This window comes from Mucilaginibacter jinjuensis (assembly GCF_028596025.1).
Taxonomy (GTDB): Bacteria; Bacteroidota; Bacteroidia; order Sphingobacteriales; family Sphingobacteriaceae; genus Mucilaginibacter; species Mucilaginibacter jinjuensis.
In genome coordinates, this window is sequence record NZ_CP117167.1 from 3,714,877 (window position 1) to 3,731,304 (window position 16,428).

15 protein-coding genes are annotated in these 16,428 nt (G+C 44.0%); 14 read left to right on the forward strand and 1 reads right to left on the reverse strand.

Annotated elements, in window-relative coordinates:
* The first annotated feature begins 109 nt into the window (after positions 1–109).
* A complete protein-coding gene (locus PQO05_RS16585) occupies positions 110–997 on the forward strand; it encodes a helix-turn-helix domain-containing protein (protein WP_273628517.1) in 888 nt (295 codons plus the stop codon).
* 37 nt (positions 998–1,034) lie between these two features.
* On the opposite strand, the gene PQO05_RS16590 is transcribed toward PQO05_RS16585, so the two are convergent.
* A complete protein-coding gene (locus tag PQO05_RS16590) occupies positions 1,035–1,613 on the reverse strand; it encodes a hypothetical protein (protein WP_273628518.1) in 579 nt (192 codons plus the stop codon).
* Between the two features lie 221 nt (positions 1,614–1,834).
* On the opposite strand from PQO05_RS16590, the gene PQO05_RS16595 reads away from it, so the two are divergent.
* From PQO05_RS16595 to PQO05_RS16655, 13 genes are all read left to right on the forward strand, one after another.
* Positions 1,835–2,578, forward strand: a complete 744-nt coding sequence (locus PQO05_RS16595; RefSeq protein ID WP_273628524.1) for an electron transfer flavoprotein subunit beta/FixA family protein — start codon at positions 1,835–1,837, stop codon at positions 2,576–2,578.
* A gap of 22 nt (positions 2,579–2,600) precedes the next feature.
* Entirely contained in the window at positions 2,601–3,578 is a 978-nt protein-coding gene (locus PQO05_RS16600) for an electron transfer flavoprotein subunit alpha/FixB family protein (protein ID WP_273628526.1), read from the forward strand.
* A 6-nt stretch (positions 3,579–3,584) separates the two neighbouring features.
* Positions 3,585–4,034, forward strand: a complete 450-nt coding sequence (locus tag PQO05_RS16605; protein WP_273628528.1) for an acyl-CoA thioesterase — start codon at positions 3,585–3,587, stop codon at positions 4,032–4,034.
* Between the two features lie 82 nt (positions 4,035–4,116).
* Positions 4,117–4,380, forward strand: coding sequence for an acyl-CoA-binding protein (locus PQO05_RS16610; protein WP_273628530.1), 264 nt, complete (start codon positions 4,117–4,119; stop codon positions 4,378–4,380).
* 254 nt (positions 4,381–4,634) lie between these two features.
* Positions 4,635–5,096 carry a DUF2147 domain-containing protein gene (locus PQO05_RS16615; protein WP_273628532.1) on the forward strand — a complete coding sequence of 154 codons (462 nt, stop codon included), beginning with the start codon at positions 4,635–4,637 and terminating at the stop codon, positions 5,094–5,096.
* A gap of 27 nt (positions 5,097–5,123) precedes the next feature.
* Positions 5,124–7,496 carry a 3-hydroxyacyl-CoA dehydrogenase/enoyl-CoA hydratase family protein gene (locus tag PQO05_RS16620; RefSeq protein WP_273628535.1) on the forward strand — a complete coding sequence of 791 codons (2,373 nt, stop codon included), beginning with the start codon at positions 5,124–5,126 and terminating at the stop codon, positions 7,494–7,496.
* 17 nt (positions 7,497–7,513) lie between these two features.
* Entirely contained in the window at positions 7,514–8,692 is a 1,179-nt protein-coding gene (locus tag PQO05_RS16625) for an acetyl-CoA C-acyltransferase (RefSeq protein ID WP_273628537.1), read from the forward strand.
* Positions 8,693–8,719: 27 nt separating this feature from the next.
* Positions 8,720–10,513 (forward strand): acyl-CoA dehydrogenase family protein, encoded by a 1,794-nt coding sequence (locus PQO05_RS16630; protein ID WP_273628539.1) that lies wholly within the window; start codon positions 8,720–8,722, stop codon positions 10,511–10,513.
* A gap of 37 nt (positions 10,514–10,550) precedes the next feature.
* Complete coding sequence (locus PQO05_RS16635) at positions 10,551–12,365, forward strand: AMP-dependent synthetase/ligase (protein WP_273628541.1); 1,815 nt, start codon at positions 10,551–10,553, stop codon at positions 12,363–12,365.
* A 23-nt stretch (positions 12,366–12,388) separates the two neighbouring features.
* Positions 12,389–13,159, forward strand: coding sequence for an enoyl-CoA hydratase/isomerase family protein (locus PQO05_RS16640; protein ID WP_273628543.1), 771 nt, complete (start codon positions 12,389–12,391; stop codon positions 13,157–13,159).
* 3 nt (positions 13,160–13,162) lie between these two features.
* The gene (locus tag PQO05_RS16645) at positions 13,163–14,074 is read left to right on the forward strand and encodes an SDR family oxidoreductase (protein ID WP_273628545.1); all 912 of its coding nucleotides are present in this window, start codon (positions 13,163–13,165) and stop codon (positions 14,072–14,074) included.
* 31 nt (positions 14,075–14,105) lie between these two features.
* Positions 14,106–15,407, forward strand: coding sequence for a 4Fe-4S dicluster domain-containing protein (locus tag PQO05_RS16650; RefSeq protein ID WP_273628546.1), 1,302 nt, complete (start codon positions 14,106–14,108; stop codon positions 15,405–15,407).
* A 247-nt stretch (positions 15,408–15,654) separates the two neighbouring features.
* Positions 15,655–16,422, forward strand: coding sequence for a (Fe-S)-binding protein (locus tag PQO05_RS16655; RefSeq protein WP_273633534.1), 768 nt, complete (start codon positions 15,655–15,657; stop codon positions 16,420–16,422).
* Positions 16,423–16,428: the final 6 nt, after the last annotated feature.

The window sequence follows — 16,428 nt, forward strand, 5'->3', positions numbered from 1 at the left end:
GTAAAACGTCCAACGTATAACCACTCTCAAACTGCAAAAAAGAAATTCCATTCCCATTATTTCGGCAGAATTAAATATGTTTGGCTATCTTAAGCCAGCTACCTTATATATGAGTAAAAAAATCGCCCAGTTAAATTTTTCAAAGTTTGTTGATTTATATGCAGACAAGTCTATAGGCACCGATTTTTTTATCACCGAAGAAAAACACCTCCTCGCCCTCAGCGAATACCCTTACCGTTCCGAAGGTTATATTACAGGGATCTGCACACGCGGTACAGCCAAGGTTGAAGTGAACCTGCAGGTTTATGATGCCCGGCCGGATGCCATGCTTTTGGCTACCCCTTTCCATATTTTAAGGATCTACGATAGCAGCCCCGATTTTCTATGCCGTTTTGTGGTATTCTCCAAATCGTTTTTGGCCGAGAATAACATTAACAGCCATTTCCTCGAATCTTTCAGTTTCTTTAAAACCGCCTCAACCCCGGTAATTTATACCGAACCGGATAGCGGCATAGTAATGCGCGAGGTTTTCGAACTCATTAAACAAAAACTTCAGCGTGAAGAACACCCCTACCGTACCGAAATATGCCGAAGCCTTTTAAGCACACTTTTATACGAAGTAGCTGCTGTTTATGAGCACGAACGCGTGATCATTAAAAACAAGCAAACCCGCAAACAGGAACTCAATATGCTGTTCCAGAACCTGGTTTTTCGCCAGTATAAAGAGCACCGTAACGTACAGTATTATGCCGATGAACTTTGCGTATCGCCCAAACACCTCACCGAAACCATTAAAGAAGCAACCGGCAAAACAGCAGGTGAATGGATTGATGATGCCGTGGTCCTTGAAGCCAAAGTACTGCTCCGCAACCACGAAGTAAGCATTGCCCAGGTTGCCGATGAGATCCATTTCCCCGACCAATCATCCTTCGGCAAGTATTTTAAAAAACAGACAGGGTTTTCGCCATCGGAGTATAGGGTTAAGGCTTCGAGTTGATTTGGTTGTCGGTTATCAGTTGTCGGTCAGCTCAATTTTAGTTTAAGTTTTTCATAAGTTCCTGGAAAGAACTATCAGGGTAATCTATATATTCAGTAATGAGAATACAATAAGGCTTAAAAAATGTTAATATCTCAAATGTCAGATTTAACATTTGCTTTAATTCTTCATACGTGATCGCCTTAACAGACGTAATTTTTTGATAAGTATCAGTATGAGCTAATTTTTTATCTCTAAAATCTTTTAGTCTATTTATCAAATCTGTTAAATCAATTTCGTTTTCGATTCTATATAAACATGTTATTAGCCAATCATTTTTCTTTAAGTCTAAATAAAAATCACCTATAACACATCTCTTAATGAATCTAATAATTGATTGTTCACCTTTTGGATCGTAAAGCTTTAATAATTCTATTATTGAAACATGCATAGTTGCATATTTAATAGTATAAAGTGAATTATATCTTGATAGAAGTTCATAATCTTTTGACAGAGTGGATGTTTGAAAATAAGAAGTAATTACAAAACACTCTTTAGAGAAAGTATATATTTCGAGAATTCTTTTAATTCTTTCGAAAAATATGAATTGTTTTTTTTCAGATAAGCTTTTTTTCATCTGTTGATTTATCCAGCAATATACATTTATAAAGTTAGAGGCCCATTATTTGAAAATAACGTCCCCCCTGACAACCGAAAACAGACAACCGATTTTTTGACCAAAATCTCCGCACTCCTGCCCTTTTTTACGCGATGGGCAAACTTACTTTTGAAATTGTAATTATATAGTTGTTCCGGCGATCTGAGAGCCGGACAATCTGCCAATTAAACCCAATTAGAATGAAAGTATTAGTTTGTATCAGTCAGGTGCCTGATACGGTTGCCAAAATTGTATTAAAAGATAATAACACGGTTGTTGATGAAAGTGGAATCACCTTTATCCTCAACCCTTACGATGAGTGGTATGCCCTGGTGCGTGCCCTCGAACTAAAAGAGGCTGGTACTGCCGAAGCCGTACACGTAGTAATGGTTGGCCGCGCTGCTACCGAACCTATCATCCGTAAAGCACTGGCTGTTGGTGGTGATGAAGCGATCCGCATTGATGCTGATAGTACCGACTCTTATGCCATTGCCAATTACATTGCCGAATATGCCAAAAGCGAAAAGTACGACCTCATCCTTTGCGGTAAAGAATCAATCGATTATGCAAATGGTGCCGTTGGACCAATGTTGGCCGAATTACTAGATACTGATTTCATTGGCTTCGCGACAAACATCGCAGTTGCCGGAAACACAGCGACCGTAAAACGCGAAATTGACGGCGGTGAAGAAACAGACGAGGTTAACCTGCCTGTAGTAATCTCCTGCCAGAAAGGTGTGGCCGAAGCCCGCATCCCTAACATGCGCGGTATTATGACGGCCCGTACCAAACCATTAAAAACCGTTACACCCGCTGCCGTTGAAGCATTAACCAGTGTTACCCATTACGAGTTGCCACCAGCTAAGGCTGGTGTAAAACTGATCGCAGCAGATCAGATGGATGAGTTGGTAAACCTCTTGCATACAGAAGCTAAGGTTATTTAAGGTGTACTAAAAATTTAAGAAAATGTCAGTAATCGTATTAGTAGAACATACAGAAAGCTCGATCAAAAAGAAGAGCCTCGAAGCGGTGCAATACGCATCAGAAATAGCAAAAAAATTGGGTACTACTGCCACAGCAGTTATTGCCGGTAAAGTTGAAGAAACTGAACTTAAAAACCTGGGCAGCTACGGTGCACAAAAAGTTTTGTACGTAGCCGATGATCGTTTAAACGAACTGCATGCCCGTGCCTTTACCCGCATTTTAGTGGCCGCTGCCAAACAGGAGAACAGCCCGGTGGTGGTAACCCTGCACGATGTTAACGGTCGCGCTATTGCACCACGTGTGGCCATCCAATTGAAAGCAGGCTTAATCAGTGGTGCGTTGTCTTATCCAGAAACCGGGAATGGTTTCGAGGTTAAGAAATCAGCATTCTCGGGCAAAGCTTTCGCTTATGTTAATGCTACAAGTGATGTTAAAGTGGTGATGCTTGCGCCCAATACCTTTCCTTTAGTTAAGGCAGATGGAAGTGCTACGGTAGAGAACTTTAGCGTTGCTTTTGAGGATAAAGATTTCGGCGTAAAAGTAAAATCAGTAGATAAGGTGGTGGGCGAAGTTCCGCTGTCTGATGCCGAACTGGTTGTGTCTGGCGGTCGTGGTATGAAAGGCCCTGAAAACTGGGGATTGATTGAAGATCTTGCCCACGCATTAGGCGCAGCAACTGCCTGCTCTCGCCCGGTAGCCGATTCTGGCTGGAGGCCACATCATGAGCATGTTGGGCAAACAGGTGGTACTATTCGTCCAAATTTATATATCGCCGCAGGTATCTCAGGTGCTATTCAGCATCTGGCTGGTGTAAGCGGGTCTAAGACTATCGTGGTGATTAATAAAGACCCCGAAGCGCCATTCTTTAAAGCAGCGAATTATGGCATTGTAGGCGATGTAATGGAAGTATTGCCACGCCTTACCGAGGCCGTTAAAAAGTTTAAAGCAGAACATCATTAACAGATTATGCGCGTATTTTATGAAGGCCAGGTATTATGGTCGCAGATAGATGCCAATCAGCACATGCGGCACTCGGCTTATGCCGATGTTGCTGCACAGGCCAGGCTAAACATGCTGGGCGATGTGGGCTTAAATCCCGTTACATTGCTTGGCTATAAAATTGGTCCGGTGCTGTTTAAAGAAGAGCTCTTTTACCTGCGCGAAATCGCCCTCGGCGACCAGATCAAGGTAAGCGGCGAGGTTTTCAGCTCAAGGGCTGATGGCTCGCGCTGGGGTATCAGGCATGAGATTTATCGTGGTGATGGTGTAAAAGCCGCCATCATCAACGTGGCCGGTGCCTGGATAGACATGGACAAACGCAAGCTAACTTTGTTACCTGCTGAACTGGGTGATCTCTTCGCAGCATCACCCAAAAGTGATGATTATGTGGAAGATATTCCCAAACCCAAAGAATAGCGGATTTACAACTACTCACAACTCACCAAATCACTATTCACAACTAAGACTAACTAACTGACCATAAATAAATTAATAACCAATGGATTTAAAAGAAAATTTCGAAATTGCCGTTAAAGAAAGTAAGGAATTAACCAAGCGTCCGGACAATGAAACTTTATTAAAACTGTACAGTTTATACAAACAGGCAACCGAAGGCGATATGGACCCTAATACACCTGCCCCCGGTATGTTTGATTTTGTAAATAAAGCCAAGCACGACGCCTGGAAAAAACTAAGCGGAACATCATCTGAGTCGGCAATGGAACAGTATATCGCCCTTTTTAACCAATTGAAGGGCGCATAAACCGGTTTCTGCATATAAATAACCGAACTTTTGACAAATGATTCCGATGTATAGACCTTTTTTAATTGTTCGCAATCAGGATATTTGTTAATAGATAAACCAATTAATAAGTCCATTTACAGTATTCCTGATTTTTTCCCGCAACGGGAAAATTGATGCTGATTCTAAGATCATCCACCCGGTACCCGGACGCGTTTACCGTGGCCTTGTTTTTAGAAAAAAGCTTTAGTATTTGCACTTAACCTAATATTTATATGCGCATTTTAAAAAAGTTTTCGGTGTACTGTTCGTTAATGGTGCTCGCTCTTGTGCTGGCTAATAATGCGGCACATGCCCAGGCAGATAAGCTTGAAGGAGTTTGGTATAACGATATCAAAACGGCCAAAATTCAGATCTCAAAGGGCAACAACGGAAAGTTTAACGGCAAGATAATTTGGCTAAAAGTAACTAACGACGAAGCAGGAAAGCCGCGGACCGACATTAAAAACCCGGATACCAAACTAAGAGCAAGACCGCTTATGGGTTTGCATTTGTTGGCCAACTTCGAGAAAAACCCCGACGACGATAACCAGTACATCAACGGTACCATTTACGACCCGCTGAACGGCAAGGTATACATGTGCAAAATTAAATATGAGGGTAATACGCTCCACATCAGGGGCTACGTAATGATCCCGCTATTTGGGCGAACAACACATTGGGATAGAGCTAATTAAACCAATACAATTAATCTAAGAATTAACATGAGTTCTAAACGAATTATAAAGAAAGTAGCTGTACTTGGCTCTGGTGTAATGGGCAGCCGCATAGCCTGCCACTTTGCCAATATAGGCATGCAGGTATTGTTGCTTGATATTGTACCCAAAGATGCCGATGCCAAATCGAGAAACAAGCTGGTTAACGATGCGCTTACTGCTGCATTAAAATCAAACCCTTCTCCTATCTATTCTAAAACGCTGGCTAAAAATATATCAACCGGGAACTTCGAAGATGATATGCCCAAAATTGCTCATTGCGATTGGGTGATAGAGGTTGTGGTTGAACGTTTAGATATTAAACAAAAGGTATTTGAACAGGTAGAGCAATTCCGCAAAGCGGGAACCTTGATTACCACTAACACATCAGGCATCCCGATCCATTTAATGGCCGAGGGGCGCAGCGAAGATTTCAGGAAACATTTCTGCGGAAGCCACTTCTTTAATCCGCCACGCTATTTAAAATTACTGGAGGTTATTCCTACTAAGGAGACTTCGCAGGAAGTAATAGATTTCCTTTTACACTTTGGCGAAAAGTATTTGGGTAAAACAACTGTACTGGCTAAGGATACACCTGCCTTTATAGGTAACCGTATTGGCGTGTTCAGTATCATGAGCATTTTGCATTATGCAGAGAAAACCGGTATCAGTATCGAGGAAGTTGATAAACTGACTGGTCCGGTAATCGGTCACCCTAAATCGGCTACCTTCCGCACCAGCGATGTGGTTGGTTTGGATACGATGGTTCACGTAGCCAACGGGTTAAGCCAGGGCGTGCCTGATGATGAAGCCAAAGAACTTTTCCAAATCCCCGAGTTTGTGACCAAAATGGTAGCCAACAACTGGCTGGGTAGCAAAAGCGGTCAGGGCTTCTACAAAAAAGATAAAGTGAATGGCGCCAACGTTTTCAGCACATTGGATCTGAAAACTTTGGAATATCAACCTTCTAAAAAGGTAAAGTTCCCATCGCTCGAAACCACTAAAACCATCGATAAGCTAAGCGACCGCATGAAAGTGCTGTTTGCAGCTAAAGATAAAGCCGGTGAATTTTACCGCGCGATCTTCTACCAGTTGTTTGCCTATGCAAGTAACCGCATCCCCGAAATTACCGACGATCTTTACAAGATAGATGCAGCCATGAACGCTGGCTTCGGCTGGGAAACCGGTCCGTTCGAGAAATGGGATGCATTAGGCGTTGAGGCTACGCTAAAAGCAATGGAGGCAGATAATTTGAAACCTGCGCAATGGGTTTACGATATGTTGGCCAGCGGTGCTACAAGCTTTTACAAAATTGAAGATGGTAAAAAGTTGTACTACGATATACCATCTAAAACTTACAAGATCATTCCGGGTACCGAAGAATTTATCCTGCTGGATAATATCCGTGCCACCAATACCATCTGGAAAAACAGCGGCACAACCATTACCGATCTGGGCGATGGCATTATCAACCTCGAGTTCCACACCAAAATGAACACCATTGGAGGTGAGGTAATTGAGGGTATCAACAAAGCCATTACCCTTGCCGAACAAAACTATAAAGGTTTGGTGATCTCTAACGAAGGAGCCAATTTTAGCGCAGGTGCTAACGTGGGTATGATCTTCATGATGGCGGTCGAACAAGAGTTCGACGAATTGAATATGGTAATCAAAGCCTTCCAGAATACCATGATGCGCATCCGTTACTCATCTATCCCGGTTGTAGCTGCACCTCATCAAATGGCATTAGGCGGTGGGTGTGAACTATGTTTACATGCTGATAAAGTAGTAGCACATGCCGAGCTCTACATGGGTTTGGTTGAATTCGGTGTCGGACTAATCCCCGGCGGTGGCGGCACTAAAGAGTTTGCTTTACGTTTGAGTGATGAGTTACAGGAAGGCGATATTGAGATGAACAATTTCCGCGACCGCTTCTTGACCATCGGTCAGGCCAAAGTATCAACCTCTGCTGCCGAAGCCTTTGAACTGGGTTACCTTAAAAAAGGCCGCGATATGGTTGTGGTATCCCGCAACCGCGTACTGGCCGAGGCTAAAAAGCAATGCTTAACCATGGCAGAGGAAGGTTATACTCAACCGGTTCCGCGTAAAGATATCAGGGTGTTGGGTAAATCAGCATTAGGGCTTGGTTATGTAGGTGCTAACAGCATGTTTAGCGGTAATTACATAAGTGAGCACGATGTAAAAATTTCCCAAAAACTGGCTTATGTAATGGCCGGGGCCGATCTGTCGCAACCAACTTTGGTAAGCGAAGACTACCTGCTGAACCTGGAACGCGAAGCCTTTGTACAACTCTGTACCGAGCGCAAAACGCTGGAGCGCATCCAGTCTATCCTCACAGGCGGTAAAGTATTAAGAAACTAGTTAACGAGAACAACAAAATGAACGCATATATAGTAGCAGCAAGCCGCAGCGCAGTAGGCAAGGCAACCCGCGGTGGCTTCCGTTTTACCCGCCCGGATACACTGGCTGCAGATGTAATTAAACACCTGGTGGCAAGTGTACCCAATGTAGATAAAGAGCAGATTGAAGACGTAATAGTTGGCAATGCCACACCGGAAGCTGAACAAGGCTTAAATGTAGCCCGTTTAATCTCCCTAATGGCTTTAGATACCGATAAAGTACCCGGCATGACCGTGAACCGTTATTGCGCATCAGGCCTTGAGACTATCGCCATTGCATCGGCCAAAATACACGCAGGAATCTCAGATTGTATTATCGCCGGTGGTGTAGAAAGCATGAGCCTTTTGCCAATGGGCGGCTGGCGCATTGTACCTAATGCCGATGTAGCCATTGCACACCCCGATTACTACTGGGGCATGGGTTTAACTGCCGAAGCTGTTGCCAAAGAATACAACATTGGCCGCGAAGAACAGGATGAGTTTGCTTATAACTCGCACCAAAGAGCTATCAGTGCAATTTCGGGCGGTAGATTTAAAAATCAAATCGTTCCCGTAACCGTATCAGAAACTTATGTTGACGAGAAAGGCAAACGTAAAACAAGAGATTTCACCATTGATACAGATGAAGGCCCACGCGCAGATACTTCGATCGAAGCATTGGCCAAACTGAAGCCTGTTTTCGATGCTAAAGGTATGGTTACCGCAGGCAATTCATCGCAAACCAGCGATGGTGCTGCATTTGTAATGGTGGTTAGCGAAAGTTTTATGAAACAGAACAACCTCACCCCTATTGCCCGACTGGTTAACTATTCGGTAGTAGGTGTTCCGCCGAGGATTATGGGTATTGGTCCGCTGTATGCGATACCGGAAGTGTTGAAAAAGTCTGGTTTGAAACAGGATGACATTGATCTTTTCGAACTAAATGAAGCTTTCGCATCGCAATCACTGGCTGTAATTAAAGGCTTAAACTTAAACCAGGACATTGTGAATGTGAACGGCGGAGCTATTGCATTAGGCCACCCGCTGGGTTGCAGCGGTGCTAAACTATCGGTTCAACTATTCGATGAACTTAAACAACGTGATAAAAAATACGGCATGGTTACCATGTGCGTAGGTACCGGCCAGGGTGCCGCAGGGATTTTTGAACTATTAAATTAAACATCAAAATATTAAAGACATACCATTATGAGCACAGCAACAGAAAACAAGCATTTAAAGGGCGGCGAGTTTTTGATTAAGGAAACAAATGCTGAAGATGTGTTTATTCCCGAAAACTGGGACGAAGAACAACTGATGATCGCCCAAACCTGTCAGGATTTTGTGGAGCAGAAAGTTGTACCCAACATTGCCCGCATAGACGACCAGGAAGAAGGCCTGATGGTGAGCCTGGTTGAGCAAGCCGGCGAACTGGGTATCTTGAGCGTTTCATTACCTGAAGAATATGGCGGTTTCGGTAAGGACTTCCCTACTGCGATGTTGATTAGCGAGAAAACCGGTCCGGGTGCATCGTTCTCTGTGGCGGTAATGGCGCATACCGGTATTGGTACCCTTCCAATTTTATATTACGGTAACGAAGAACAAAAAAATAAATATATCCCAAAATTGGGTAGCGGTGAATGGAAAGGCGCTTATTGCTTAACCGAGCCGGGAGCCGGTTCTGATGCCAACTCTGGCAAAACCCGTGCAACGCTGTCTGCTGATGGTAAACACTACATCATCAACGGACAAAAAATGTGGATCACTAATGCTGGTTTTGCAGATGTATACACCGTCTTTGCCAAGATAGATAATGACGAAAACCTGAGCGCATTTATTGTTGAACGCGGTTTCGAAGGTTTATCATTAAACCCCGAAGAACATAAAATGGGCATCAAAGGTAGCTCAACCCGCCAGGTGTTCTTTAACGATTGTAAAGTTCCGGTAGAGAACCTGCTATCAGAAAGAGGCAACGGTTTCAAAATCGCTGTAAACATTCTGAACCTTGGCCGTATTAAACTGGGTGGCGCTGCTTTGGGTGCATCTAAATCGGTAATTACTAACTCAGTTCGTTATGCTAATGAGCGCGAGCAATTCGGTCGCCCTATCTCTAAATATGGTGCTATCCGTTATAAACTGGGCGAGCAGGTGATCCGTACCTACGCTACCGAGGCAGCCATGTATCGCGCCAGCCAGAATATTGAAGATGCTACCCATAACATGATCGAAAATGGCATGGAAGCATCAAAAGCTAAACTGAAAGGTACAGAGTTATTTGCTATCGAAGCTGCCATCATTAAAGTACACGCATCAGAAGCGTTGGATTATGTGGTTGATGAAGGTGTGCAAATTTACGGTGGTATGGGCTACAGCGCCGAGGCACCAATGGACCGCGCGTATCGCGACAGCCGTATCAACCGTATTTTCGAGGGCACCAACGAGATCAACCGGATGCTGACGGTAGATATGATCCTGAAACGTGCCATGAAAGGCGAGCTGGATTTAATGGGCCCTGCCGAAGCAGTTGCCAAAGAATTAATGGCTATTCCAGATTTTAATACCGAGGAAGAAGATCTTTTCACCAAAGAGAAGAAATATGTTGCTAACTTTAAGAAAGCAGTTCTTTTAGTAGCGGGTGCAGCTGTACAAAAATTAATGATGAACCTGGGCAAAGAACAGGAAGTATTAATGTACCTGGCCGATATGGTGATTGAAACTTATGTAAGCGAATCACTGCAGTTACGTGTCGAAAAACTGGCCGGTCAGCGTGGAGAAGCCGCTGTACAGGATCAGATCGACATGATGCAGGTATATATTCGCGATGCTGGTGATAAGATTTTTAAAGCAGGTAAGGAAGCCCTGAATGCGTTCTCTGATGGGGATGAGCGCAGGATGATTATGGTTGGCCTTAAACGCTTTACAAAAACAGAAGATATTAATACCACAGCGGCCAGGAGAAGAGTTGCAGCCAGGCTGATAGAGCAAAATAAATACTGCTTCTAAACAACCAATTCTTCTACCAACCTTTTATAAACCAATTATGATGATGAAGAGCGCAGCCAGATTATTTGATTGTATCGACATCCAGGCCCAAAACCCGCAGGCAGATTTGCTGAGCGGCAAAGTGAACGGCGAATGGAAACTATACAGTACCACCGAAGTGCACGAGAAAGTGTACCAGTTGGCCGCTGCTCTTTTGGCTATGGGTATCTCTGCCGGCGACGGCACAACCGAAGGCCGCGATAAAGTAGGACTGATTAGCAATGGTCGGCCCGAGTGGATGATTGTCGATCTTGCCGTTCAGTTAACCGGTGCAATTTTGGTGCCCCTCTACCCTAACACCAGCCTAAAAGAGATTGAACAGATCCTGATAGAAGCAGACGTGAAGTGCATGTTTGTTAGTGATGCTGATTTGTGCGGTAAAATTAATGCCGTGCGCGATCATGTACCTACGTTGCAGTCCATTTTTTCCTTCGATCAATTGGATAGCTGCACCTCATGGAAAACCTTGCTTCAGCCTATAACTGAAGTCGAAAAAGCCAATATCAAATCAATCAGCGACCAGATTAAGGAAGATGATGTAACTACAATCATCTTTACCTCCGGCACGACAGGCCGGCCTAAGGGTGTAATGTTAACGCATAAAAATATTGTAAGTAATGTGTACAGTTCGAGCCTGGTACTAAACCAAATCCCTATTGAGAAAAAACTGGCTTTGAGCTTTTTACCGCTGAACCACATTTTCGAGAAGATGTGTACTTACATCTATCTCTTTAATGGCTTTTCGATCTATTACGCCGAAAGCATGGATACCATTGGCGTGAATATGAAAGAGGTTAAACCTTACATATTTACCGCGGTACCGCGCTTATTGGAGAAAGTGTTTGAGAAGATTATGATTGAGGGTAATAAGCTTACCGGCATCAAAAAGAACATCTTCCTCTGGTCTATCAAAATTGCCGAACAGTTTGAACATACCGGTACCAGTGCCTGGTATAATGCAAAACTGGCCATAGCCGATAAACTGGTTTACAGCAAATGGCGCGCTGCTATTGGCGGCAATGTAAAAGCGATTGTAGTAGGTAGTTCGGCCTGCCCGGTTAGGTTGGAAAGAATCTTTACAGCCGCTAAAATGGTGGTTCTGGAAGGTTATGGATTAACCGAAACTTCACCTGTTATTTCGGTTAACCAATACGAGCCTACCAAACGCAAATTTGGTTCAGTTGGTCCTTTACTGGCTGATGTACAAGTTAAAATTGCCGAAGATGGCGAGATCCTCACCAAAGGCCCAAACATCATGGTCGGCTATTACAAAAACCCGGAACTTACTGCCGAAGTATTGCACGACGGCTGGTTTTCTACAGGCGATATCGGCATGATTGATAACGAAGGTTTTCTGCGGATCACCGATCGTAAGAAAGAGATCTTCAAAACATCAGGCGGTAAATACGTAGCACCAGTGCCTATTGAGAACCGCATGAAAGAAAGCCCGCTGATTGAGCAGATGATGGTGATTGGTGCCGAACGCAAGTTTACATCTGCCCTGATTATTCCATCCTATCCTAACCTTAAATTATGGTGCGAGCAGAATAAGATCAATTTCATATCTCACCAAGATGTGGTAAGGCAACCGGTAGTTATTGCCCAGTTTCAGGCGGTTATTGATGCCTTTAATGTAGAATTTAACCACGTTGAGCAGGTAAAGAAATTCACGTTATTGCCCGAGGAATGGACCATAGATGGTGGCGAACTTACCCCTACCGGCAAAATGAAACGCCGCATTATTTTAGAGAAGTACAAAAACGAAATCGAGCAGATGTATACAGATGTTGTCAATACAACACTGGCGCATTAAACATTTCCTCATATCCACTTTTCATGAAAACAATTCAAATCAATATACAGGATAAACTGGCTGTGATCACTTTAGATCGCGGCCGGGCAAATCCGGTTAATTTAGAGATGCTCGTTGAGCTGATTGCCGCTGTAAAAGATATCGAAGCCAATAACGAAGTTGGCGGACTAATCATCACCGGCAAGGAAGGCTTCTTCTCCGCAGGTATCGACCTGATGGAAGTTTACAATTACGATGAACAGCAAATCAAAGATTTCTGGACTAATTTTCTGCTCATGCAGGCAACCTTAGTGGCCTTTAAAAAACCTTATGTTGCTGCCATTACAGGCCACAGCCCAGCCGGTGGTTGTATTATTGCTATGGGTGCTGATTATAGGATTATGGCAGATGGCCCGTTTATCATCGGCTTAAATGAAATCCCGGTTGGCATTATCGTACCCGACTCTGTGTTCCAGCTCTACTCTTTTTGGATAGGTAAACGCAAGGCTTACCAATATTTACTCGAAGGCAAATTACTGAATGTTAATGAAGCCCATACTGATGGTTTGGTTGATGTTGTTGCAGATGCCAGCGAAGTACTAACCCTTGCCGAGCAAAAAGTTCGCGCTTATATGAAAATGAACGCTGCCACCTGGAGCCAGAGCAAATTACAACTTCGCAAAGAATTACTAGGCCATGTACAGGCTGATATCAGCGCGTTATTAGACAAAATGCTGCAACAATGGTGGTCGAAAGAGACGCGGTTTATTCTTCAAAAAGTAATTGACAAATTGACTAACCCGGTTAAAAATTAAATCATGCAACAAACTAATATCAATGATTTAAGCCCGGATAGCGGCGATAACGGTATGTTGCGTGATAATGCTTTTAAAGGCAAAACCATTATTGTAACCGGTGGCGGTACAGGTTTGGGTAAAGCAATGGGCACTTACTTTCTAAAGCTTGGTGCTAATTTGGTTATCACCAGTCGTAAACTGGATGTACTGCAAAAAACGGCATCCGAAATGGAAGCCGAAACCGGCGGTAAAGTGCTGGCCGTAGCCTGCGATGTTCGTAATTATAACGAGGTCGAAAACGTATTGCAGCAAGCACTTGACACCTTCGGCCCGGTACACGCTCTGGTTAACAACGCTGCGGGTAACTTTATTTCGCCTACAGAGCGTTTATCTGCTAACGCATTTTCTACCATTATAGATATTGTGCTGAAAGGCTCAGTTAACTGTTCACTCGCGCTGGGTAAACACTGGATTAAAGAAAAAACACCAGGTAACATCCTCAATATCATTACCACGTATGCCTCAACAGGCTCTGGTTATGTAGTGCCATCGGCGTGCGCTAAGGGTGGTGTATTGGCAATGACGCGTTCATTGGCTGCGGAATGGGGACGGCATCAGATCCGTACCAACGCTATAGCCCCCGGTCCATTCCCAACAAAAGGTGCCTGGGAACGTTTATTACCGGGAGAAATGGCCGCTAAGTTCGATTTTAAAAATCGCGTGCCGCTTAAACGGGTGGGCAAACACCAGGAAATTGCAAACCTTGCTGCTTACCTGATTTCCGATTATTCGGGCTATATTAACGGCGACGTAATAACTATTGACGGCGGCGAGTGGCTGCAAGGCGCAGGCCAGTTTAACGGCCTCGAAATGGTGACGGATGAAATGTGGGACGGCATTGAGCAAATGACCAGATCGGCCAAAGGCAGTTGATAAACCGCAATTTGAATAATATAATAAACCTATGATTGCACAAATTATATTCCTCCTGATACTGGCAGCTGCCGTGTTTTTGTTCAGCAAAAATGCAGGTAAAATTCGTCGTAATATTTTACTGGGTAAAGATCTCGACCGCAGCGATAACCCGGCTGAGCGCTGGAAGATAATGACCAAAGTTGCCCTCGGTCAAAGTAAAATGGTAAAACGCCCGGTTGCTGCCATAATGCACATTTTTATTTACGTGAGCTTTGTGATTATCAACCTCGAGGTATTAGAAATTATGATCGACGGCCTGTTTGGTTCGCATCGTATCTTCTCTAAACCTCTGGGCAGTTTATATGGCTTGCTGATTGGCAGCTTCGAGGTATTGGCTTTACTGGTTTTGGTATCTTGTATTACGTTTTTAGCCCGTAGAAATATCCTCAAACTGAAACGCTTCAGTGGTGTGGAAATGAAAAGCTGGCCCAAATCGGACGCTAACTATATTCTGTGCATCGAGATCCTTTTAATGACCGCCTTCTTAACCATGAATGCCTGCGATTTTAAATTGCAAGCCATGCATTTCGGCCACTACATTAAAGCAGGCAGTTTCCCGGTAAGTTCGTTGATTGCACCTATCCTCCCGTCATCAGGCGAATCGCTGGAAATGATTGAGCGCAGTTGCTGGTGGTTCCACATTGTGGGGATACTGGCTTTCTTAAACTACCTGCCCTACTCCAAGCATTTCCATATTATTATGGCGTTCCCAAATGTGTATTATTCTAAGTTGACTCCTAAAGGTCAGTTTACCAATATGCCTTCGGTTACTAATGAGGTGAAGGCCATGCTCGATCCGTCATTTACACCACCGGAAGCTACAGAACCCGGAAGGTTTGGCGCGAAAGATGTAACCGACCTAACCTGGAAAAACCTGATGGACTCGTACACCTGCACCGAATGCGGCAGATGTACCAGCGTTTGTCCGGCTAATATTACTGGCAAACTGCTATCGCCCCGCAAAATTATGATGGATACCCGCGACCGGATTACCGAAGTGGGCAACAACATCGATAAACATGGCAAAGATTACACTGACGATAAAACTTTATTAGATAATTATATTAGCCGTGAAGAACTTTGGGCATGCACTACATGTAATGCCTGTACAGATGCCTGCCCGGTAAACATCGACCCGCTGAATATTATCCTGGAGATGCGCCGCTATATTGTGATGGAAGAATCGCAAGCCCCGGCCAGCCTAAACAATATGTTCGGCAACGTTGAGAACAACGGCGCACCCTGGAAATACTCGAGTGCAGACCGATTTAATTGGGCAGATCACGAGTAATTTGTTAATGAGACAATTTGTCGATTCGGCAATGACTTCGAACACGAATAAATTCTAATAATTCTTGAATTCTTAAAATTCTGATTCAAGACAAAAAAGGAAGAATAACATGGAAGAACTAAACCAAGATATACCCGTTACCGAAACTACTAAATCCGAAATCGAACATCCGAAACGGCAAAGCCCTATTGAAGGCCTTGAAGAAAAAACACAAACTGAAAAATCCGAAACCCTCACTGTTCCTACTATGGCGCAGATGGCTGCCGAGGGCAAAACACCTGAGATTTTGTTTTGGGTTGGCTGCGCCGGAAGTTTTGATGAGCGGGCACAAAAAATAACCCGCAGCATTTGTAAGATATTACAACACGTAGGCATGAGCTATGCCGTTTTAGGTACTGAAGAAAGTTGTACTGGCGACCCCGCCAAACGCGCAGGAAATGAGTTTCTGTTCCAGATGCAGGCGATGGTTAACATCGATGTGTTGAACGGTTATGAAATAAAGAAAATTGTAACAGGTTGCCCGCATTGTTTTAATACGCTTAAAAACGAATATCCGCAGTTGGGCGGCAATTATGATGTGATCCACCATACACAACTCATTCAGCAATTAATCGACGAGGGCAAGCTTAAAACACAGGATGGCGAAAGTTTCAAGGGTAAAAAGATTACTTATCACGATGCCTGCTATCTGGGTCGTGGTAATAACGTTTATGAAGCTCCGCGTGCTGCACTGGAGGTTTTAGATGCCGAACTGGTAGAAATGAAACGCTGCAGAAGCAACGGCTTGTGCTGCGGTGCTGGCGGTGCGCAAATGTTTAAAGAGCCCGAAAAAGGTAAAAGGGAGATCAGCGATGAACGGATTGATGACGCGATTGCTATCCAAGCCAATATCGTGGCTTCGGCCTGCCCTTTCTGTATGACGATGCTGCGAGATGGCGTTAAACATCACGAAAAAGAAGATGATATTCAGGTGCTCGACATTGCCGAGATCACCGTTAGAGCGAATGGTTTATAACCATTC